This is a genomic window from Pseudomonas sp. CMR5c, from assembly GCF_003850545.1.
GTDB lineage: Bacteria > Pseudomonadota > Gammaproteobacteria > Pseudomonadales > Pseudomonadaceae > Aquipseudomonas > Aquipseudomonas piscis.
In genome coordinates this window covers 3,466,313-3,486,336 of the sequence record NZ_CP027705.1, presented here as the reverse complement: position 1 = coordinate 3,486,336, position 20,024 = coordinate 3,466,313, and the positions used below count along the sequence as shown (strand labels likewise).

The 20,024-nt window shown below is 63.3% G+C and carries 19 protein-coding genes; 4 read left to right on the top strand and 15 right to left on the bottom strand.

Going from position 1 to position 20,024, the window contains the following annotated elements:
• Window positions 1-12: 12 nt before the first annotated feature.
• The 11 genes from C4K40_RS15990 to C4K40_RS15940 all read right to left on the bottom strand — a co-directional run bounded on the left by C4K40_RS15990 (window position 13) and on the right by C4K40_RS15940 (window position 11,717).
• Window positions 13-528 (bottom strand): GNAT family N-acetyltransferase, encoded by a 516-nt coding sequence (locus tag C4K40_RS15990; RefSeq protein WP_053130131.1) that lies wholly within the window; start codon window positions 526-528, stop codon window positions 13-15.
• A 42-nt stretch (window positions 529-570) separates the two neighbouring features.
• Entirely contained in the window at window positions 571-2,199 is a 1,629-nt protein-coding gene (locus C4K40_RS15985) for a glycosyltransferase family 39 protein (RefSeq protein WP_053130128.1), read from the bottom strand.
• Window positions 2,200-3,564 carry a UDP-glucose/GDP-mannose dehydrogenase family protein gene (locus tag C4K40_RS15980; RefSeq protein ID WP_022644517.1) on the bottom strand — a complete coding sequence of 455 codons (1,365 nt, stop codon included), beginning with the start codon at window positions 3,562-3,564 and terminating at the stop codon, window positions 2,200-2,202.
• On the bottom strand, window positions 3,561-3,974 hold the full coding sequence (gene arnF, locus C4K40_RS15975) for a 4-amino-4-deoxy-L-arabinose-phosphoundecaprenol flippase subunit ArnF (protein ID WP_022644516.1): 414 nt from the start codon (window positions 3,972-3,974) through the stop codon (window positions 3,561-3,563). Before arnF ends, C4K40_RS15980 begins: the two co-directional genes overlap by 4 nt.
• The gene (gene arnE, locus C4K40_RS15970; protein WP_022644515.1) at window positions 3,971-4,315 is read right to left on the bottom strand and encodes a 4-amino-4-deoxy-L-arabinose-phosphoundecaprenol flippase subunit ArnE; all 345 of its coding nucleotides are present in this window, start codon (window positions 4,313-4,315) and stop codon (window positions 3,971-3,973) included. Before arnE ends, arnF begins: the two co-directional genes overlap by 4 nt.
• Window positions 4,312-5,961, bottom strand: a complete 1,650-nt coding sequence (gene arnT, locus C4K40_RS15965; RefSeq protein WP_022644514.1) for a lipid IV(A) 4-amino-4-deoxy-L-arabinosyltransferase — start codon at window positions 5,959-5,961, stop codon at window positions 4,312-4,314. Before arnT ends, arnE begins: the two co-directional genes overlap by 4 nt.
• Window positions 5,958-6,842: a 4-deoxy-4-formamido-L-arabinose-phosphoundecaprenol deformylase gene (gene arnD, locus C4K40_RS15960; RefSeq protein ID WP_022644513.1), complete on the bottom strand. Its 885-nt coding sequence runs from the start codon at window positions 6,840-6,842 to the stop codon at window positions 5,958-5,960. Before arnD ends, arnT begins: the two co-directional genes overlap by 4 nt.
• Window positions 6,842-8,848, bottom strand: coding sequence for a bifunctional UDP-4-amino-4-deoxy-L-arabinose formyltransferase/UDP-glucuronic acid oxidase ArnA (gene arnA, locus C4K40_RS15955; protein ID WP_022644512.1), 2,007 nt, complete (start codon window positions 8,846-8,848; stop codon window positions 6,842-6,844). Before arnA ends, arnD begins: the two co-directional genes overlap by 1 nt.
• Window positions 8,845-9,864, bottom strand: coding sequence for an undecaprenyl-phosphate 4-deoxy-4-formamido-L-arabinose transferase (gene arnC, locus C4K40_RS15950; protein ID WP_022644511.1), 1,020 nt, complete (start codon window positions 9,862-9,864; stop codon window positions 8,845-8,847). The genes arnA and arnC overlap by 4 nt, the downstream gene beginning before the upstream one ends.
• 5 nt (window positions 9,865-9,869) lie before the next feature.
• The gene (arnB, locus tag C4K40_RS15945) at window positions 9,870-11,009 is read right to left on the bottom strand and encodes a UDP-4-amino-4-deoxy-L-arabinose aminotransferase (protein WP_053130125.1); all 1,140 of its coding nucleotides are present in this window, start codon (window positions 11,007-11,009) and stop codon (window positions 9,870-9,872) included.
• Between the two features lie 495 nt (window positions 11,010-11,504).
• Window positions 11,505-11,717: a DUF4880 domain-containing protein gene (locus C4K40_RS15940; protein ID WP_022644509.1), complete on the bottom strand. Its 213-nt coding sequence runs from the start codon at window positions 11,715-11,717 to the stop codon at window positions 11,505-11,507.
• A 348-nt stretch (window positions 11,718-12,065) separates the two neighbouring features.
• Between C4K40_RS15940 and C4K40_RS15935 the strand changes: the two genes are divergently transcribed.
• Together C4K40_RS15935 and C4K40_RS15930 are read left to right on the top strand one after the other, a co-directional pair.
• A complete protein-coding gene (locus tag C4K40_RS15935; RefSeq protein ID WP_022644508.1) occupies window positions 12,066-12,521 on the top strand; it encodes a glucosaminidase domain-containing protein in 456 nt (151 codons plus the stop codon).
• A complete protein-coding gene (locus C4K40_RS15930) occupies window positions 12,515-12,985 on the top strand; it encodes a hypothetical protein (RefSeq protein ID WP_022644507.1) in 471 nt (156 codons plus the stop codon). The genes C4K40_RS15935 and C4K40_RS15930 overlap by 7 nt, the downstream gene beginning before the upstream one ends.
• Before the next feature lie 67 nt (window positions 12,986-13,052).
• Here C4K40_RS15930 and C4K40_RS15925 read toward each other — a convergent pair whose 3' ends face one another.
• Window positions 13,053-14,498, bottom strand: coding sequence for a carboxylesterase (locus C4K40_RS15925; protein WP_053130112.1), 1,446 nt, complete (start codon window positions 14,496-14,498; stop codon window positions 13,053-13,055).
• Window positions 14,495-15,166: a metalloregulator ArsR/SmtB family transcription factor gene (locus tag C4K40_RS15920; protein ID WP_022644504.1), complete on the bottom strand. Its 672-nt coding sequence runs from the start codon at window positions 15,164-15,166 to the stop codon at window positions 14,495-14,497. Before C4K40_RS15920 ends, C4K40_RS15925 begins: the two co-directional genes overlap by 4 nt.
• Window positions 15,167-15,382: 216 nt before the next feature.
• Here C4K40_RS15920 and C4K40_RS15915 point away from each other — a divergent pair, with 216 nt between their 5' ends.
• Window positions 15,383-16,792 (top strand): MFS transporter, encoded by a 1,410-nt coding sequence (locus tag C4K40_RS15915; RefSeq protein WP_053130108.1) that lies wholly within the window; start codon window positions 15,383-15,385, stop codon window positions 16,790-16,792.
• 78 nt (window positions 16,793-16,870) lie between these two features.
• Window positions 16,871-17,491 carry a trans-aconitate 2-methyltransferase gene (locus C4K40_RS15910; RefSeq protein ID WP_053130105.1) on the top strand — a complete coding sequence of 207 codons (621 nt, stop codon included), beginning with the start codon at window positions 16,871-16,873 and terminating at the stop codon, window positions 17,489-17,491.
• 3 nt (window positions 17,492-17,494) lie between these two features.
• On the opposite strand, the gene C4K40_RS15905 is transcribed toward C4K40_RS15910, so the two are convergent.
• Both C4K40_RS15905 and C4K40_RS15900 read right to left on the bottom strand, forming a co-directional pair.
• Window positions 17,495-18,445 (bottom strand): hypothetical protein, encoded by a 951-nt coding sequence (locus C4K40_RS15905; RefSeq protein ID WP_053130103.1) that lies wholly within the window; start codon window positions 18,443-18,445, stop codon window positions 17,495-17,497.
• Window positions 18,432-19,868, bottom strand: a complete 1,437-nt coding sequence (locus C4K40_RS15900; protein ID WP_124421321.1) for an ATP-binding protein — start codon at window positions 19,866-19,868, stop codon at window positions 18,432-18,434. Before C4K40_RS15900 ends, C4K40_RS15905 begins: the two co-directional genes overlap by 14 nt.
• Window positions 19,869-20,024: the final 156 nt, after the last annotated feature.

The window sequence follows — 20,024 nt, the reverse complement described above, 5'->3', positions numbered from 1 at the left end:
CCTGCTGTTCGGTCAGAGCAGCAGGCGCATGGCGCAGCGGCGTTGCGCTGGCAGCCCGTGCGCTACCTCGTCGGCCAGGACCTGATGCAGGCGTGCTGGCAGCCGGTCCGTTTCCAGGGTGACGAAGCCCAGGCGCTGATAGAAGGGTTCGTTCCACGGCAGCTCGCGGAAGGTACTCAGGGCCAGGGACTCGAGCCCTTGCTGGCGCGCATGCTCGATTGCAGCCTGCAGCAGGGCCTTGCCGATACCCCGGCCCTGGTGGTCGCTGGCTACCGATACTTCCCATATATGCAGTTGCGGGCCGAAGACCTGGGCCGCGAGAAAAGCGCATGGGCCAGCATCGCCGGCGATGGCCACCCAGACCACCTGGGTGCGGATGCGTTGCTCATGGCAAGTGGTATCCGCCACTGGCGCGTCGGCCAGCCAGGCTAGTTGCGGATCGCGGCGAAACAGCACGGCAGCGGAAGTCTCGATGGCGGGGAGGAGGCTGGCATCAGGCACTCGCGCCCGGCGGATTTCAATGGTCATGGGCGCGAGTGTAAGGAGCCGCTGGGGCCTTGTGCAACGGCTTCAGGGCTGTGGCAAGGCGGGGCCGGGCAAGTGCAGGAGCACGAAGTCGTTCTTGTCGAAGCGTGCGCTGAGCACCGGTTTCAGCCCAGCCAGGGAACTACCTTGCAGGTCGGCAAGGTCGCCTTGGTCGAGGATGATCCAGGCGGGCCCGGCAATCTGCTCCAGCGCCGTGGGCTGGTCGGTGAAGCGTGGCTGCAGGTCCTGGTCCAGGTTGACCATGAACTTGATCGCCTTGGCGTCCTTGCCCATGCGGTGCAGGACCAGTGGTGCCGGCTGCTCCTCGATCAGGCGCAGCGCCGCCTGACTGAAGTCCCGGGTGTCATAGAGCCGGTGCTGGACGGGTTCGAACACACCGATATAGCAGGCCCAGACCGCCAGCACCGCGCTGTAGGCCAAGCCCACGGCGCGCCACTGGCGCTTGAACAGTAACGCCAGGGACAACAGTTGCAGCAGCCCCAGCACCACCAGCATGGGGGTGAGGTTGGCCAATTGGTCGGGGAATTTGCGCCGCAATACCACCAGGCCCACCATCAGCAGTGCCGGCAATAGCAGCCACAGGCCCTGGATCAATCCGCGCAGCCAAGCCATCAGTCGGCCGCCATGGGCCTGGAACGGATAGCTCGCGATGATGGCCACCATGGGCAGCATCGGCAGCAGGTAGCGGGCCTTCTTCGCCTGGGGAATCGACAGGCCGATCATCACCACCAACGCCGCGGCGGTGCTCCAGCGCAGCAGCCTCAGGGCCGGGCTGGCCGGTTCGCCCGAGCGGCCCACCAGCACGGCGACCCAGGCCAGCAGCGCCAGCGGGTAGGCCAGGGCGTAGTTGCCCAGGGAACTGGTGAAGTAATAGAAGACATCACTGGAGCCTTCGCTGCCGTCCATGCGCCCCATGAACTGCATGCGGATCACATCGTCGACGAAGCCCTGGCCGCCGCTGAGCTTGGCCAGCCACAGCAGCAGGGCAATGCACAGCACCAGTAATCCAAGGGCGCTGAAGCCAAACCCGAACAGGCGCCGCCACTGGCCTGCCAACAGGTAGTAGCTGCACAGCATACCGGTGGGGATCACCAGGCCAATGGGCCCGCGAATGGCAAAACCCAGCACCAGCAACAGCAGGATCCAGCCCAGGCGTCGGGGCGCGGCGAAGTGGTCATGGGCGTAACCCAGGTAGAACACCGCCAGGGACACGGCGGCCAGCATCTGGTCCAGGGATACCGCGCGGGTTTCGCTGATGAAGGTATTGCTCAGCAGCAACAGGGCGATGCTGGACAGCGCCCAGGTGCGGGAGTAGGGCGCCAGCAGGCGATAGAGCAGGCTGACGATCAGTGCCGAGGCGATTGCCGTGGGCAACCAGGCGGTGAAACTGGTGACCTGTCCGCCGGGAAGCGAGAACAGCCACACCAGCAGGGTCGAGGCGCTGGTGTAGTCGGCATAGGGCTCGCCATAGGTGGTAGGGAAGAATCCCGGACCATGGCGCAGCATTTCCTTGGCGAACAGGACGAACCGGGAATCGAAGCCGATCGCCGACTGGTGGTCGGCGCCGGCGCAGAACAGCAGCAAAGTCAGCAGCCCCAGCCCCAACGATTGCCAAAGTAATGTGTTCGAAGGGGAGCTGGAGTGCGTGCTCATTCAGGCCTCGGTGGACCACTGCTGATGAGGGATCGGCAGGTTGCGTGACTCGCCGCGACCGATCGGGAAGTAAGTGAAGCCATTGCGGGCCAGGCGTTCGGCGTCGTACAGGTTGCGGCCGTCGAAGATCACCGGGGCCTTGAGACGCTGCTGGATGAGCTCGAAATCCGGTGCCTTGAACTGCTGCCACTCGGTGCAGATGATCAGGGCGTCGGCGCCGTTGAGCACCGACTCCGGGGTGCCCATGAGCATCAGGCGCGATTCATCCAGATACAGGCGCTGGGTTTCCTGCATGGCTTCCGGGTCGAAGGCCCGGACCTCGGCGCCGGCGGCGAACAGCGCATCGAGCAGTACCCGGCTCGGGGCGTCACGCATGTCGTCGGTGTTGGGCTTGAATGCCAGGCCCCACAGGGCGAAGGTCTTGCCTTCCAGGTCGCCCTTGTAGAACGCCTTGATGCGCTCGAACAGCTTGTGCTTCTGCCGCTCGTTGATGGCTTCCACCGCTTGCAGCAGGTCGCTGGAGCAGTGGGCCTGCTCGGCGCTGTGGATCAGGGCGCGCATGTCCTTGGGGAAACACGAGCCGCCATAGCCGCAGCCAGGGTAGATGAAGTGGTAGCCGATACGAGTGTCGGCGCCGATCCCCAGGCGTACCGACTCGATATCGGCCCCCAGGTGCTCGGCCAGCTCGGCGATCTGGTTGATGAAGCTGATCTTGGTCGCCAGCATGCAGTTGGCGGCGTACTTGGTCAGCTCGGCGCTGCGCAGGTCCATGAACATGATGCGGTCGTGGTTGCGGTTGAACGGCGCATACAGGTCGCGCATCACATCGCGCACTTCCTCGCGGGCGCAGCCGATGATGATGCGGTCCGGACGGCGGCAGTCGGCAACCGCCGAGCCTTCCTTTAGAAATTCCGGGTTGGAGACGATGTCGAACTGCAGTGGACGACCGTCCAGGGCTCTCTCGATGTGGGCCTTGAGGGTATCGCCGGTGCCTACCGGTACGGTGGATTTCTCCACCAGGATCAGCGGCTGCTCCCGGTGACGGGCTACGGCATCGCCCACCGACAGTACGTAGCGCAGGTCGGCCGAGCCGTCTTCGCTCGAGGGCGTGCCAACGGCAATGAACAGCACCTGGCCGTGCTGTACCGCGAGTTTCTCGTCGTTGGTGAAGTGCAGGCGCTTGGCCTCGAGGTTTTCCTTGACCAGGCTCGCAAGCCCGGGTTCGAAGATGCTCACGTGTCCTTGTTGCAGCTGTTTGACTTTGTGCTCATCGATGTCCATGCAGATCACATCGTGGCCGACTTCAGCCAACACGGCAGCCTGTACGAGGCCGACATAACCACTTCCAAATACACTGATTTTCATGGGGTATTCCTGGGACTTGTCGCGGGTGCAGATCGAGAGTTGATGGTGATGACCCCAAGGATGACCAAGGCCACCCCAAGGGTTTTGGAAAGCGTGAACGGCTCGTTGAACAGCGGCAGGCCGGCGGCTAGCAGGTAGACCAGCGCGTAGCTGATGCTCAACAGCGAATAAGCCCGGCCCAGTGGCAGGTCGCGCAGGGCCAGCAGCCAGCAGAGCATCGACAGGGCGTAGGCGCCGATGGCCGCGATGACCACCGCCAGGGCGGCCAGGTCGACGCTGCCGTTACCCAGGGCGTCCAGCCACTGCTGGGGTGCGGGCAGGCGCGTCATGCTCCAGCGCATGGCCAGTTGTGCGCCGCTGACCAGCACCACGCTGCCCAGGGCGAAGGCAAAGCCCTTGGCCCGGCTCATGCGTGACGCCCCAGCAGGACTACGCCGCCGATCACCAGGGCGACCCCCAGCCAATGCCGGCGGTCGATGGGCTCGTGGAAGACGAAACGGGCAACCAGGGTGACCAGCACGAAATTCAGGCTGAGCATGGGGTAGGCCACGCCCACTTCCATGCGCTGCAATACCAGCAGCCATACCAACAGGCCCAGGCCAAGGCTGAACAGGGCCAGCCACAACCAGCCCGAACGCAATTTGGCCAGCAGACCCGAGGGTTGCTCGCGCCAGCTTTCCACGGCGAACTTCTGCGCCACCTGGCCCAGGCAGGTGAGCCCGCAGGCCAGCAATAGCAGCAACAGGCTCATGGCTGGTCCTGGGGAATGATGAAGATCACGATGTTGCCTTGCTGGTAGCGCTTGGCGTCTTTGGGCAATCGGTCGACTTCATGGTCTTCGTCATCGTCCTTGACTCGCATCGCCACGCCCACCGAACCCTGCTTGCGGGCTTCGGCGATCCAGGACTGGACCTGGTCCAGTTCGACCTGGCGCTGCACCGAGTCGGCATAACCCAGGCCGTATTTCAGCTCGCCCTTGGTGTTGTAGAGGGTCACGTCATTGCGGCGCAGGCGCCAGGCCAGCGCGGATGCGGTTCCCAGGTCGTTGCTCAGCAAGGCCTTGGCCTGGTTCAGTTCCGCGACGTGATCGATGATGAACTGGTCGGGAATCTTGTTATAGACCACCGAGTTGGGCAGGGCCGCCGGGGCCAGGGCCACCAACAGAAAGCTGCCCAAAGCCGGAGCCGCCCACATGTTCGATGGGCGCATGGCCGCCAGCAGGTTGCTGAAGATCCAGCCCAACAGCAGGACATACACCAGCACCAGGTGCTGCGGTTCATCCACATACACCGGCTTTTTCAGCTGGAAGTACACCAGTGCCAGGAGTCCCAGCAGGCCCGCCAGCAAATTGAGCAGGCCATTGAGACTGATGAGGCGCGTCTGCTTGTTGCTCAGCCGATCCATCAGGGCATTGCCCATCAACAGCGCCAGAGGCAACAGGCACGGCAGGATATAGGCGGGCAGCTTGCCCTTGCTCAGACTGAAGAAGGCCAGTGGCAGCACCAGCCACAACAGCAGGAAGCCACTATTGCCCAAGCGCCGCTGGTGCCAGGCTTGCATGAAGGTGGCTGGCAGCAGCATGACCCACGGCACACTGAAGGCCACCAGCAACGGCAGGTAATACCACCATGGCGAGGCATGCTGGGCGTCTTCGCCGGCGAAACGACGAATATGCTCGTGCCAGAAGAAGAAACGCCAGTAGTCCGGCTCTTGCGCATGTACCGCCAAAGCCCAGGGCAGGCTGATGACCACCGCGACGAGCACACCGATGCCACCAAAGACCAGCAATGAGCGCAGGCGCTTCTGCCAGATGGCGTATGGCAGGGCCACCAACACCGGCAGTAACCAGGCCAGGAATCCCTTGGTCATGAAACCCATGCCGCAGGCCAGGCCCAGGACTACCCAGGCCAGCAGCTGTCCGCGGGAAGTCTTGCAGTCGAAAGTGAACCACAAGGCCACCAGGCTCAGGTTGACCCAGAAGGTGAACTGCGGATCGAGGTTGGCGTAGCCGGCCAGCAACGCCACTACGGTGAAACTCATGTATAGCAAGGCGCTGGCCACGGCCTTGCGCGAGTCGTTCCACAAGCGCATGGCCAACAGGTAGGCCAGGACTACGTTAAGGCCGGTGCTCAGGGCCGAGGCCACGCGCACGCCGAACAGGTTGTCACCGAACACCGCTTGGCCGATGGCCATCAGCCAATAACCTGCCACCGGTTTTTCGAAGTAGCGAATCCCCATGAAATGCGGCGATGCCCATTGCCCGCCATGGAGCATTTCCTGGCTGATCTGCGCGTAGCGCGTTTCATCGGGAATCCACAGGCCATGGGTGGACATGGGCAGGAGGTAGAACAAGCCGAAGGCGATCAGCAGTAGCGGCAGGGCCCAGCGTCTGGTCATGCTCCCTGTACTCCCAGCCAGCCTTCACGGCCTTCCAGGGCGCCGCGTACCACCTGGCCTGCCGGCAAGCTGGAAATATCCGCGGGGAGCATGTCTCCCAGGGGTTGGAAATGAATGTCGCGCTGCTTGGCGGTGGCCAGCAGCTGACGGAAATCATTGGCCATCAGAATCCCTTCTACTTCGGCGTGGATGGTGTAGACATTGAGCTTGCCTGGCTTGAACCGGTCGAGGATGAAGGCGTTGAAATCAGCGCTCGACACCACGGGGCCGACGACTTCGTCGAAGGTCGGCAGGTCTACCGGGATTTGTGGCGCGCCCAGGCCGCCGTCCGCCAAACGTGGCAGGAACAGGCTCTGGCCGCGGCAATCGCTGTTGTAGCGAAAGCCGAATTGTTGTTTGGCTTCGATGACCCGCTCATCGGCACGCCAACCGGCGGATGCCGAGCAGCTCACCGCTTGCCCGAGAATATCGTTGAGGCTGTCGACGCCACGGCGAATCTGTTCGATCAGCTGGGCCTGGCTCCAGCGCCCGGTATTGGCCTGCCAGCCGTGGTGATCCCAGGCGTGCAGGCCGACTTCATGTCCGGCAGCCAGGGCCTGGCGCATCAAGTGCCCCAGGTCCCGGCCAATGGGTTTACCTGGCCAGGCGGTGCCGGCCAGGAGAATGTCCCAGCCATACAGGCCGGCAGCATTGGACCGCAGCATTTTCCAGAGGAACTGCGGACGGATCAGGCGCCACAGGTGGCGCCCCATGTTGTCCGGCCCGACGCTGAAGAAGAACGTGGCCTTGACCCCGGCCTCATCCAGCGTTTCGAGCAGCCGCGGCACCCCCTCCCGGGTGCCGCGGTAGGTATCGACATCAATGCGCAGACCTGCCTGCATCAGCGTGCTTCTTCTTTGGTGCGATCGGCGATTTCCAGCATGGCTTCGCGCAGGAAGAAATCCAGGGTGTTACCGATGGTCTGGCTCATCTCCACGGTCGGTTCCCAGTCCAGCAGGCGCTTGGCGTTCTCGATGCTTGGCTTGCGGTGTTCCACGTCCTGGTAGCCGGCGCCGTAGAAAGCCTTGCTTTCCACTTCGCGGAAACCGGCGAACGGTGGGAAGTTGCCACGCAGTGGATGGGCCTCGAACTGACGCAGCAGCTCTTCGCCCAACTGGCGGATGCTGGCTTCGTTGTCCGGGTTGCCGATGTTGATGATCTGGCCGTTGCAGCAGTCGTTCTCGTTGTCGACGATGCGGGCCAGGGCCTCGATGCCGTCGGCGATATCGGTGAAGCAGCGCTTCTGCTCGCCACCGTCGAACAGGCGGATCGGGGTGCCCTCCACCAGGTTGAGGATCAGCTGGGTGATGGCCCGGGAGCTGCCGATACGCGCCGAGTCCAGGCGGTCCAGGCGCGGCCCCATCCAGTTGAATGGACGGAACAGGGTGAAGTTCAGGCCCTTGGCGCCGTAGGCCCAGATCACGCGGTCCAGCAGTTGCTTGGAGACCGAGTAGATCCAGCGCTGCTTGTTGATCGGGCCGACGATCAGGTTGGAGTTGTCTTCGTCGAAATTCTTGTCCTGGCACATGCCATAGACTTCCGAAGTCGACGGGAAGATCACCCGCTTGTTGTACTTCACGCAGTAGCGAACCAGCTTCAGGTTCTCTTCGAAGTCCAGTTCGAATACCCGCAGTGGGTTACGGGTGTACTCGATCGGGGTAGCGATGGCCACCAGCGGCAGCACCACGTCGCACTTCTTGATGTGGTACTCGATCCATTCGGAGTGAATGCTGATGTCGCCTTCGACGAAGTGGAAGTTCGGGTGGCTGCGCAGGCGCTCGATGGCGTCGCAGCCGATGTCCAGGCCGTAGACTTCGTACTTGTCGTCGCGCAGCAGGCGCTCGGACAGGTGGTTACCGATGAAACCGTTGACGCCGAGGATCAGCACCCGGGTGCGACGTGGCTTGCGGCCGGACTCGGCACCGCGCAGCAGGGAACCGTCCACCAGGCCCAGTTCGTTGGCCAGTTGCGGGCCGCTCAGGTACAGGCCGTTGGCGTTGCGCTGGCCGGAGGTGATGACCAGTGAGTCTTCGCCACAGGCGATGCGCAGCGGATCGACGCTGATGACCCGGCCTGGAGCCTGGCCTTCGTTGCCCTTGGCGACTTCGGCGCTCCAGACGATCAGCTTGTGCTCGCCGACGGCGCAGAAGGCGCCAGGGTAGGGCTGGGTCACGGCACGCACCAGGTTGAACAGTTCTTCGGCCGGGCGTTTCCAGTCCAGCTTGCCGTCCGCAGCAGTACGCCGACCAAAGTAGCTGGCCTTGGACTCGTCCTGGGCGGTTTCGCTGATCTTGCCCTGGGCCAGTGCCGGCAGGGTGTCGCGCAGCAGGCTGGCAGCGGCATCACGCAGCTTGTGGTGCAGGCTCAGCGCCGTGTCGCTGCGCTCGATGGCCACGCGCTCCTGGGCGATGATCGCACCAGCGTCGGCGCGCTTGACCATGCGGTGCAGGGTCACGCCGGTCTCGGTCTCGCCCTTGACCAGGACCCAGTTGGCCGGTGCGCGGCCACGGTAGCGCGGCAGCAGGGAGCCGTGCAGGTTGAACGCGCCCTTGCTGGCGGTGGCCAGCAGCTGCTCGCTCAACAGATTGCGGTAGTAGAAGGAGAACAGGTAGTCGGGATTGAGCTTGGCGATGCGCTCGATCCACAGTGGGTGGTTGGCATCTTCCGGGGCATGCACGGCAATACCCTTGCGGGCGCACAGTTGCGCGACAGAACCATAGAAGGTGTTTTCCTTCGGGTCATCGGCATGAGTGAATACCGCGGCGATCTCATAACCTGCGTTGAGCAGGGCTTCGATGCCAGCACAGCCAATATCGTGGTAGGCGAAGACGACAGCTTTATTGCTCATTGGGAAACCTGATCAGTATGGGTGGAAGTTAAACCGTCGACAGTCACCGCCGGGGCCGGGACCGCCGGGTGGCTGCGCAAGACTTTTTCGATGAAGAAGCGTGGGCGGGCCCGCACATCGCTGTACATGCGCCCCAGGTATTCACCCAAGAGGCCCATGCCGATGAACTGGCCGCCGGTGAACACGAAGAGCACCGCGAACAAGACGAAGGTGCCGTCGCCGGCCCAGGTGGCGCCGAAGATCAACCGCAGGACGATCAGCATCAGGGCGAACAGTGCGCCCAGGCCGGCCATGCCGAAGCCGATGATGCTCAGCAGGCGCAGGGGCGTGGTGGTCATGCAGGTGATCAGGTCGAACATCAGGTTGACCAGGCGCATCGGGCTGTACTTGGAGTCGCCGTGCTCGCGCTCGGCGTGCTCCACCAGCACCTCGGTGGTATGCCGGGCGAAGCTGTTGGCCAGGATCGGGATGAAGGTGCTGCGCTCGGTGCAGGCCAGCATCGCGTCGATGATGGTCCGGCGATAGGCACGCAGCATGCAGCCGTAGTCGCTCATGGCTACCCCGGTGGAGCGCTGCACCGCCAGGTTGATCAGCTTCGACGGCCAGCGGCGGAAAGCCGAATCCTGGCGGTTGTTGCGCACGGTGCCGACCACGTCGTAGCCCAGTTCGGCCTGGGCCACCAGGCGTGGAATCTCTTCCGGTGGGTTCTGCAGGTCGGCATCGAGGGTGATCACCACGTCGCCGCGGCACTGCTCGAAACCGGCCATGATCGCTGCGTGCTGGCCGTAGTTGCGGTTGAGGATCACCGCCACCACCGGGCTGCCTTCGCGTTCGGCGGCGGCTTGCAGGATGTTGGCCGACTCGTCGCGACTGCCATCGTCCACCAGGACGATTTCAAAGTCGTGCTTGAGCAGGCGGCAAGCCGCTTCGGTACGTCGCAACAGCTCGGGAAGGCTCTGTTCTTCGTTGTAGACCGGGATGACGATCGACACGAACTGAATTGGGTAAGGTTTCAAGGGGGTCAGTCCAGGAGGTTTTCAATGGCGCCGGCGACCCGCTCGACATCATCGAGGGTCATGTCCGGAAACAGTGGGATCGAGCACAGCCGCGCGGAGTTCCACTCGGTATGCGGCAGGTGCACATCGGGGAAACGCTGGCGGTAGTAGGTATGCATGTGGGTCGCGATGAAGTGGATGCCGGTACCGATGTTCTGCTCCTGCAGGCCCTTCATGAAGGCTTCGCGGTCCAGTCCGCAACGCTCGGCATCGATGCGCAGGATGAACAGGTGCCAGCTGTGCTGCTGCGGATACTGCGGCAGGTGCAGCGGTTGCACCGGCAGGCCGGCCAGGCGCTCGAGGTAGGCCTTGGCCAGGACTTCGCGACGGGCGTTGATCTGGTCCAGGCGCTGCAGTTGTACCAGGGCGATGGCCGCGTTCATGTCCGCCAGGTTGTACTTGAAGCCGGGCTCGATCACCTGGGCCTGGGGCTTGCGGCCATGGGTCAGGCGGTCGTAGGCATCCACTCCCAGGCCATGGAACTTGAGCATGCGCACCCGGTTGGCCAGGGCCTCGTCATCGCTGACGAACATCGCGCCCTCGGCGCAGGTCATGTTCTTGATCGCATGGAAGGAGAAGATCGCCGTGCCCCGGGCGCCGATCTCGCGGCCGCGGTAGGTGGTGCCGGCGGCGTGGGCGGCGTCTTCGATCACCGCGATGCCGTGCTTTTCCGCCAGGGCGTAGAGCGGGTCGAGGTCGAAAGCGGCACCTGCGTAGTGCACCGGAATGATCGCCTTGGTCCTGGGAGTGATCGCGGCCTCGATGGTCGCTGCGTCGCTCATCAGGGTGTCGGGATCGACATCGACGAACACCGGGGTCGCCCCCAGCAGGCAGATCATGTTGGCGGTGGAAACCCAGGTCTGGGAGGGGGTGATGACTTCATCGCCGGGGCCGATGCCCAGGGCCAGCAGGGTGATGTGCATGGCGCCGGTGGCCGAGGACAGGGCCACGGCATGGCGGGCACCGACACGTTCGGCGAAGAGCTGTTCGAGTTCCTGGTTTTTCGGGCCGGTGGTGATCCAGCCGGAGCGCAGAACCTGCTCTACAGCGGCCACCTCTTCGTCGCCAATACTCGGACGCGAGAAAGGAAGGAAAGCCTGGTTCATGGTTACCTCGGGTCTACACAATGCGAAAGCTGGGGGTACGGATGTAGCGTGCGAACAACGTTCATGGAGCGCGGGAGGCGGTGGTCATCGGGCACATCCGGTTGATTGGGCCAGCGTGGCGTTCCATGCAGAAAATGAGTAAAGACGATGTTCGTGAAAAGTAAATGTGGATCAAGGCGTTACCGGTGCAAGTTGCGAAACGACTGCATCAGGCCCCTTGTTCGTCGGTGGCTGAGATTAAGCGCAAAAATGTGAAACGAATATGAAAAAGAAGCCAAAACTCCGTTTTTCTGCGAGCTAGACAGCTGGGGTTCAGTTTATTGAAAAAGTGTTGGGGAAATGGCCGTAGACCGCCGGTTTCAGCGGCTTTGCGGTGAAATCCGAAGCGCATGGCGAAGGCCGTTTTGGGACCTCGCGATGGTATCAATCTGGACAACCAGGCAACCTGGCGCCGCCATCAAGCGACTGCCCGGCAACGCGACCAACGCGTCCTGGTCAAGGCGCCGTGGTGGTGGGCGAGAGTTGCCCGGTCAGGTCCCAGACTTCCAGCATCCTGGCATATTCCAGGGCATGGCCCGGGTCGCCCTGCAGCCAGTCCTTGAAGGCCTGGCGCTCCTGGGCGGTGCAATCGTCCTCGCGCAGGCGCATGCACCAGTGCGCGGCCTGCATCATCACGTATTCGTCTGCTTCACTGGCAGAGTCAGTCATTGCTTCGATCCTTGTTCAGGTGGTGCTCAACGCGTCCTTGCAGGACGACATCCCAGCAGTATCGGATTGAAACTCGCCCGTGGCCAAGATCGGCGTTCGGTTGCGTCCGCGAACCCCGGTACGGAGTACTGCAGGAGGAGGACAATCTAAGGCAACGAGCGAGAAAAAATCGTCAAGACAGCGACCATGGGAGGCCTTGCCAGTCGATGGGAGCCAACAACTGTGATCTGGGCCACAGCCCGCGGGTTCAGTGCGCTTGAGGCCGCAGGCAGCGGCCAGTGGTTGCTTTATACTGCACGCGGCAAATACCCATGAAATGGAATCCACCGATCAAGCGAGGGAAGCAACGTGAGCGCCAAGCTGTGCAACAACATCAGTGCCGTCACCTTTGTCAGCAAATACAAGGTGGTATGCCAGCCAATCGCCGATCAACTGGACCTTCCGGTGGAGAACATCCTCGGCCTGGCGGCCCAGGAGAGCCAGTACGGCACCGGGCGGATCGCCCGGGACCTGAACAACTTCTTTTCCATGCACGCACCGGCCCCGCTGCAGATCGGTGCTGAGGCGCCCCTGGGCAATGCGGCGATCAAGGTGGCCAAGTTCGCCTCGTTCCAGCAGTCGGCCCAGTCCTTCGCGCAAAGCTTCGGCGCCTCGGTACGCGGCAAGCGCGAGCCGATGGAGTTCGCCCAGGCCCTGGTACGCAGCGGCTATAACAGCGGCGATGCGGCCACCGGCGGGCGCAACGGCTTCGCCAAGTACCTGGCGGACATCATCATTGCGGTCAGGGGACGCATGGCATGCTGAATCACAATCTGCTGTCCCGGATACTCGGGCTGGCCTTGGCTTGCGCTGCCTTCAGCGCCTGTGCCTCGGCTGGTTTGCAGCCCACCGAAGTCCAGCATTCCGGCCTGACCCGCGAGCAGGCGCAGCAGGTGTTGCTGGTGGCCCTCAAGCACCAGGATTACCAGATGGATCGGCCCGGAGTGTTCGTCGATGGCAACCTGCAGGATGAAAGCGGCAAGCCGCCGCACCCGGGCTACTTCGACTTCAGCCTGGGCTATGAGGATCCCAAGGCCGGCGCCACCGAATACTGGGGGCTGTTCTCGGTCAGCACGGCCACCGGCGATGTCTGGGAAATCAACAGCTGCAAGCGCCTCGATGGCGGCGAGCTGCGCGCCCTGCAGGGCCAGATCATGGGCCGTACCGGCAAGACCCTGGTGGATGAGGAGCCACAACGCCGGGGCTTGGGTTGCGAGGACGAGAAGTAGTGCGGCAGGCGAGTAGGCTGGACGTCTTGCTCGCCTGGTGTTGCCCCCGCCTGGTGTACCTGGCGGGCTAGTCGATATCCGCTTCGATACGCTGGATCAGGTAGGGATAGAAGGGATTGGATGTCAGGCGCATCAACTCATCCATGGGCAGGACCAGCACCCCCCGTTCGCCACGGGCGGCCAGGGTCCCCAGGTGCACGCCAAAACTCTCGGTGCTGGTGGGCTGGGTGCCATACAGCGCATCGTCCACGGGGAAGGGCAGCGCCACATGGGATAGCGAGAACACTTCCGGCGGGTAGGCCAGGTTCAGGGGCTGCCGGCTTTCTTGTCGGCTGCCGGCAGCGGTGCTCAACAGCTGCACCGTGCTGTTGCCGGTGCCTTGGTTGCTCAGGATCCGCGTGCTGTAGTTGCGTGGCGGCGGTGGTAGCAGGCTGGCCACGGAGGTGGCACTGGCCGGATCCAGCAGCCCCTCGAAATCCCGGGCGCGGTTGAGGTCCAAGAGCACCAGCTCGCTGCCGTTGGCCGGCAGTTGCCGATACAGCCCGTTGACCAGCGCCGGTGTACTGACGGTGGAGTCCACCAGGGACTGGAACGCCAGGATTGGCGGTATCTCGGCCAGGCGCGGGTCGTCCGCCAAGGCCTGCAGCTGGCTTTGCAAGGCATCGGTAAGCAGCCAGGACTGGCGGGCACCGTTGACCGGGAACGAGTTGTACTTGAACGGGTTGTATTCCGGACGCAGGTTCAGCCAAGCCGTCTTGCTGAAGGCCGGGAACACCGCCGGCCAGGCAGCCACCCCGGCGAAGCGGGCGGAGGCCGCGACCCCGATCATCGGCGAGACCAGCACCAGGCGCTGGGCCTGGGGCAACTGCGGATCGAGCAGGGCATCCAGGGCGTACTTGACCGCCAGGGCACCACCGTTGGAGTAACCCACCAGGTGCAGTGGCGCCGGCGCCGGGACTTCAGCCCGGGCGGTGCGCAGGGCCAGGCGCGTGGCGGCCAGCCAGTCTTGCCAACGGGCATCGGTCAAGCCCGCTGGCACCGTGCCGTGGCCGGGCAGGCGCAGGCCGATGGCCAGGTAGCCGTGCTCGACATAGCGCTGGGCGATGTGCCGCAGGCTGTAGGGCGAGTCGGTAAGGCCATGCACCAGCACCACCACGCCCCGAGGCTGTCCTTGCGGGCGCAACAGGTAGGAGCGGTTCCAGTCGGTGGCGAACCCCGGGGGATAGACCCGGCTGTCCTGGCGGTAGCGATTGAACGGTGGCACCCGAGTCGGATCCAGGGCGGCGCTGACTGCTTGCTCGACCTCGGCGAATACCCGGTCCTCGGCCTTGAGCCAGCCGGCCCAATCGCTGCGGTCGAGCTCCTCGGCGTCCAGTTCGTGAGGGACATACAGGTGCCAGGGTTGTAGCGCCGGGCCGCGTTCGCTGTCGTAGATCCGCCAGGCCGAGAGGGTCAGGGCCGCGACCGTGAGCACCAGCGCGCCTTGTTTGAACAGCCAGGCGAGCTTGCTCATGAGTCGGCGCCTGGGGCGCTGATGCGGTATACGCAGCGCCGGTCACCGGTGATCAGGTGTTCCATGCGCTGTACCTCACCTAGTTCGCCGATGGCCGCCTGGAACACTTGCAGTTCGGAGCGGCAGAAACCCTGGCATTGCCGCGCGGCGACACAGATAGGGCAGTGGCTTTCGATCAGCAACCAGTCATCGCCTGCGCTTTCCACATGGGCCATGTAGCCGGCCAGGTCACGGATTTGCGCCAGGGCGCGGACCCGTTCCTCCAGCGTCGACAGCGGTGCACAGGTAGCCAGGTACTCGGCACTGTTGATCCGCTCCATGTCGCTGACGATGCGCTCGACGCCGTCGGCACCGAATACCGCGCGGATCGAGTCGATCAACTGCAAGGTCAGGTTGGCATGGGTATCGGGGAAGCGCGCCTGGGCCTGTTCGGTCAGCACCCATTTCTGCGAGGGACGCCCGGCGCCCTGGGCCGGCATCAGTTGGCCGCTGATGAGCTGGCTATCCACCAGTTTCTGCAACTGTTGGCGGGTGGCCTCCAGCGACACCTCCAGCAGTGGCGCCAGGTCGGCGGTTTTCAAGGGGCCGCGGGTTTTCAGCAGGAACAGGATCCGCTCGGCGGTGGCGCCGGGGCTTTTCTTGTCGGCCGGGGAAGAAATCGAAGACATTCGGGACCATTGGCCAAGGGGCGATCGGGAAAATTCGGCTGCCTGCGCAACGCACTCAACCGGGCAAGCATAACAGGCTATGCGGGCCTGGCCTGGAGATTGTCCGTCGGGGTTTCGATAGGAGCGGGGAGTGGTCGATACTGAAAAAACCAATTATCAAAGCAATTACTTGTGTAATACAGTGCGCCTTCTCGAACAACCAGACAGGAACAAGCCATGGCATCGACAACGGGCTGGTCGGCACTGCTACTGGGCAAGAATGGGCTGCGCTCCGCAGCCCTGGCCGGGGGCGTCGCGCTGCATGCAATCAACATCTACCTGGTCACCACTTTGCTGCCGTCGGTGGTGCAAGACATCGGCGGCCTGGACTACTACGCCTGGAACACCACGTTGTTCGTGGTCGCCTCGATCATCGGCTCCGTGCTCTCGACCCGGGCCCTGGCAGTGCTGGGCCCGAAGCTGGCGTATGCCCTGGCGGGCGTGGTGTTCATGCTGGGCTGCGGTTTGTGTGCGCTGGCGCCGGACATGGCCTGGCTGATTGTCGGGCGCAGTGTCCAGGGGCTGGGCGGTGGCCTGTTGTTCGCCTTGCCCTACGCGATGATCCGCCTGGTGTTCGATGAACCGCTATGGCCCCGGGCGATGGCGCTGATCTCGGCCATGTGGGGCATGGCTACGTTGATCGGGCCGGCGGTGGGTGGGGTATTCGCCGAGCACGGCAGCTGGCGTGCGGCATTCTGGGTGCTATTGCCTTGTACCTTGTTGTTCATGCTGCTGGCCGTCGTCCTGTTACCGGGAAGGAGCCGAGAACCGATGCCACGTACTCCAATCCCCGGACTGCAGCTGGTGCTGCTGACGGTCATGGTCCTGGCGATTTCCGTTGGCAGCATCAGCGCCTCGGCGCTGTACAACGTCCTGGGGCTGGCCGTGGGCCTGGGCCTGTTGCTGGTGGTGGGGGCCATGGAGAACCGCTCGGCAAAGCGCCTGTTGCCCCGTGGCAGCTTGAAACCCGGCAGCCTGTTGCTGCCGCTGTACCTGTCCATGGCGTTGCTGGTGGTGGGCATGACCAGCGAGGTCTTCGTGCCATTGTTCCTCCAGGTGCTGCATCTCCAGACACCGTTGCTGGCCGGTTACATCGCCGCCTTGATGGCCGCGGGCTGGACCCTGGGAGCGCTGGCCAGCTCCGGGCTGGGGGCGGGCGCTGCGGCCCGGGCGGTAGCTAGCGCGCCGTTGCTGGTGGTGGCCGGGTTGCTCCTGGCCTGCCTGGCCATGCCCGCCGCCAGCAGCCTGGCGAGCCTGGGGGCAATCTGCCTGGCCATGGTGCTGGTGGGGGTCGGTATAGGCCTGGCCTGGCCGCACCTGCTGGCGCGGGTCCTGGAGAGCGCCCCTGCCGACCAGAAGGAGCTGGCCGGGGCTTCGATCACTACCGTGCAACTGGTGGCTACAGCGCTGGGAGCGGCGCTGGCGGGGATGATCGTCAACCTGGCGGGGCTTGGTAGCGGTAATGACCTGGCCGGGGCAGCCCGGGCGGCGAGCTGGTTGTTCGGCTTGTATGCCGGGCTTTCGTTGCTGTTGTTCGTCTCGGTGCGCCAGGTACGCCGCGACCTGCCTGTGGTCGCGCAGCTCTAGTCGCGAGGCTATTGCAGATTGTGGCGGGAGCTTCATCGGAGTTTAATCGACGCCTTTTCTTGTGATTGCAGGTTCGCCATGGATGACTCCGCCCGCCATATCGTCGACTTGTACCAGCGCCATGCCACGGCCTGGGATCAGGTTCGCCGCGCCAATACCCGTGGCTTTCAGTCCGAGCTGGCCTGGTTGCAGCGCTTTCGCCAGCTCATGGGCGCTGGGCGGCAGGTGCTGGACCTGGGGTGTGGTGGCGCCGAGCCGTTGGCCAGTTACCTGATCGAGCATGGCTGCGAGCTGACCGGGGTCGACAGCTCCAACGCGTTACTGGAACTGTGCCGGCAACGACATGGCGAGCAACGCTGGATCCACGCGGATATGCGCGACCTGGCCCTGGGGGAGGATTTCGCCGGCATCCTGGCCTGGAACAGCCTGTTCCACCTGGCGCCGGACGATCAGCGAGCGATGTTCGCGGTGTTCGAGCGCCACGCCCGCCCGGGTTGTGCACTGATGTTCACCAGTGGCCCGGCGGCGGGCGAGGCCATTGGTATATTTGAGGGGGAGGCGCTGTACCACGCCAGCCTCGATCCCGGCGAGTACTGCACGCTGCTCGACACCCATGGCTTCGAGGTGGTCCGGCATGTCAGTGAAGACCCCGACTGCTGCGGGTTCACGGTATGGCTGGCGCGGGGCCTGGATTACTAAGGCTCAGATAATCCCTTGTTGCCGGGCGATGCTGTGCAAGCAGATGCCCAGGGCGCGCCTTTCACAGTCGTCCGGATTGAAGCCGAGGATAAATGCCGGGCGCCGGACCAGGGACTGGATGATCTTGTCGCTTTCGTCCAGGTCGCGCTGGCGCTTGAGCATGTCGTTCACTTCGGGGGTGTACCACTGGTAGCGTTCCTCCAAGTAAAAGAACCGGGAAAATTCATCCCAGGCGCCGTTGCCTGTCACCGCCAGGCTGAGCTCTCCATTGGTAACGCCGTGGATAGCCAGGGCCGAGCCCTTGATACCGAAGCTCATGTCCAGGGCGACGGCGGGGTCGAAGGGGTGGGGAAGATCGGCACCCGGAACTTCATCGCCCTTGATCGACGAGTTGCACTGGTGGCAACTGGGGACCAGGTTGTGCAGCGACACCGCCAGGTAGGGGTAGATGGATTTGGGCAGGAAGTGATCCAGGGGTGGGCGCATCTCCAGCTTCTTGGGCGTGGCTTTGCTCGTGGCCTGGCCGTGGTAGTTCACATGATTCAGGTGGCAATAGGGACAGATGCGCAGCCCGTGGTTGCCCACCAGCTTGTAGGCATTCCAGCCCTGGCTCTTGTAGATGAACTTGTCGTAGTCGAAGACCTTGTCGAGGGCCTGGAGCAGTTTCTCCATGTGGCTTTGCTTTGTGAAGGACTTTTGCTGACGGGCATGCATGTAGGGAGTCAAGGTCGAGCCGGTGGCGAGGTCGATAGCCTCGATCAGCGCCCGTAGTTCGGCGACGCTGCCGACCAGGACCGTCTTGCGGTTCTTCAGCAACAGCTTGTGCAGCGAGGCGGTGAAGGAAGGGTATCCGGTAAAAGGTGCCTTCCATTTAGCCATCTCCTCGTCAAAACGCTGGCCCAGGGTCGCCAGGTGGCTGTTGATCGTGGCGGTGGATGCCTCAAGCTTGAGCATTGGCACGGCTCCCCAGGATATCCAGCTGTTGCTGTACATGGCGCCGGAGTTCGTCGTTGGCCAGGGAGTCGGCGATGTGCCGGGCCTGGCCCAGTGCCTGGAGACCCCGGAGCTCGCCGTTGAGCACTGCGGCGAGCCGCTCCAGGCGTTGATGGTTGAACTCGCCCGTGAAATCCTCGACCTCGAATACCTTGCTCAGGGTCTGCTTGGGGGTGTAGCCAAAGGCATTGGTCAGCCGTGCGTTATCCAGGTCGAACAGCCGCCCGGCAGGGGTATCGGCCGCGACGATCAGCGAATGGGTGGAAATCAGCACATGGGTGCGCTTGGCCAACTGGCCAAACTGCCCGATGAACTTCAGCAGGTCGAAGATGTAGATGCGCTGCCACTTGGGGTGCATGAACATCTCGCCTTCGTCGATGCACAGCAACATCGATTGCTCCGGGGAAGCCTGTTCGAACTCTCCAAAGGCCCTGGCTACTGCGCAGTAGAGAGACATCATGCTGGCCTGGCCGGAACTCAACTGGGTGAAGGAGAACTGCAGCATATCCAGGCTGCTCAACTCGCTGTAGACCTGTGAATGTTGACGGATATGGTGGCCAACCTGCTGATCCAGGTAGCCCATCCTGGACTTGCGGCCCCAGGAGTTGAGGTCCGCGAACAGCAATTTGGCCAGGTGCAGAACATCCCTGGCCTTGGCCAATTGCTTAAGCAATGGAGGGTGCTCCGTTAGCTGCTCGAGGACAAATTCCGGGTCGCTCAGGGCCTTGCTCAGCCACGGGTGGTGATCCTGGACCAGCTCCTGCAATTCATCGATCAAGTCATACAGGTTTTGTGCCGTGAGGCTTTCAGCACCTTCCAGAATCGCATAGGACCAAATGAACTTCGCCTCGGGCGAGGCGCTTTTCTCCAGTTCGAGCAGCTGTTTCTTCAGTTCCGGGTCCAGTGCCTTGTGTGCCGAACTATCGGGACGATAAACCGTCATCAACTCCACCAGCGACACCGTCTTGAGCTTCAGCGTGACCTGGGCTTGGTCGACAAAGGTGACGCGTTCCTTGAGGTGGGGATAGGCCGTGAAGGCCGCCACCAGTTCCGACTCCACATCCTTGCCAAACCTGGGGCTGATATCTTTTACACCCAGGCGCCGCAGGCGATTGCGCCGGACTCTTTCAAAGGGTGAGGTGGTGTAGAACAGCGCCGAGAAGTCCGGCAGCGAGGCCTTTTGCCCCTGGTCAATCTCAAGTTCCGAATGCAGTTGAACGCCCTTGAGTGAGCTCCCCCGGGAAAGATGCAGCCCCTGCTCATCCTCCCAGAGCAGGCTGAGCTTCTCCTGCGGCTGCCACTTGGCCAGCGCCCGGCACAGTTCCAGCAACAGGGCGGTCTTGCCGCTGCCGTTCTCTCCATAGAGGGTGGTGAACGATGCCACTTTCAACGGCGACCGGGCTTGGCCAGCGCTCGTTGAGCGGCTGATCGTCAATCTAGGTGAGGCCTGCTCGAGCAAGGCAGAGGGTTGATGAACCACCGCCTCGTAGACATCGGTCAATGGCAGGACGGCGCAAGTTCCGGAGTTGCCAACGAAGAA

Bases quoted from the DNA above. Each gene is read 5' to 3' on its own strand.
- arnE (WP_022644515.1), bottom strand. From the start codon at position 4,315: ATGAGCCTGTTGCTGCTATTGCTGGCCTGCGGGCTCACCTGCCTGGGC.
- arnA (WP_022644512.1), bottom strand. From the start codon at position 8,848: ATGAGCAATAAAGCTGTCGTCTTCGCCTACCACGATATTGGCTGTGCT.
- C4K40_RS15910 (WP_053130105.1), top strand. From the start codon at position 16,871: ATGGATGACTCCGCCCGCCATATCGTCGACTTGTACCAGCGCCATGCC.
- C4K40_RS15930 (WP_022644507.1), top strand. From the start codon at position 12,515: ATGCTGAATCACAATCTGCTGTCCCGGATACTCGGGCTGGCCTTGGCT.
- C4K40_RS15905 (WP_053130103.1), bottom strand. From the start codon at position 18,445: ATGCTCAAGCTTGAGGCATCCACCGCCACGATCAACAGCCACCTGGCG.
- arnT (WP_022644514.1), bottom strand. From the start codon at position 5,961: ATGACCAGACGCTGGGCCCTGCCGCTACTGCTGATCGCCTTCGGCTTG.
- arnD (WP_022644513.1), bottom strand. From the start codon at position 6,842: ATGCAGGCAGGTCTGCGCATTGATGTCGATACCTACCGCGGCACCCGG.
- arnB (WP_053130125.1), bottom strand. From the start codon at position 11,009: ATGAACCAGGCTTTCCTTCCTTTCTCGCGTCCGAGTATTGGCGACGAA.
- C4K40_RS15985 (WP_053130128.1), bottom strand. From the start codon at position 2,199: ATGAGCACGCACTCCAGCTCCCCTTCGAACACATTACTTTGGCAATCG.
- C4K40_RS15920 (WP_022644504.1), bottom strand. From the start codon at position 15,166: ATGTCTTCGATTTCTTCCCCGGCCGACAAGAAAAGCCCCGGCGCCACC.
- C4K40_RS15980 (WP_022644517.1), bottom strand. From the start codon at position 3,564: ATGAAAATCAGTGTATTTGGAAGTGGTTATGTCGGCCTCGTACAGGCT.
- C4K40_RS15925 (WP_053130112.1), bottom strand. From the start codon at position 14,498: ATGAGCAAGCTCGCCTGGCTGTTCAAACAAGGCGCGCTGGTGCTCACG.
- arnF (WP_022644516.1), bottom strand. From the start codon at position 3,974: ATGAGCCGGGCCAAGGGCTTTGCCTTCGCCCTGGGCAGCGTGGTGCTG.
- C4K40_RS15990 (WP_053130131.1), bottom strand. From the start codon at position 528: ATGACCATTGAAATCCGCCGGGCGCGAGTGCCTGATGCCAGCCTCCTC.
- C4K40_RS15915 (WP_053130108.1), top strand. From the start codon at position 15,383: ATGGCATCGACAACGGGCTGGTCGGCACTGCTACTGGGCAAGAATGGG.
- C4K40_RS15940 (WP_022644509.1), bottom strand. From the start codon at position 11,717: ATGACTGACTCTGCCAGTGAAGCAGACGAATACGTGATGATGCAGGCC.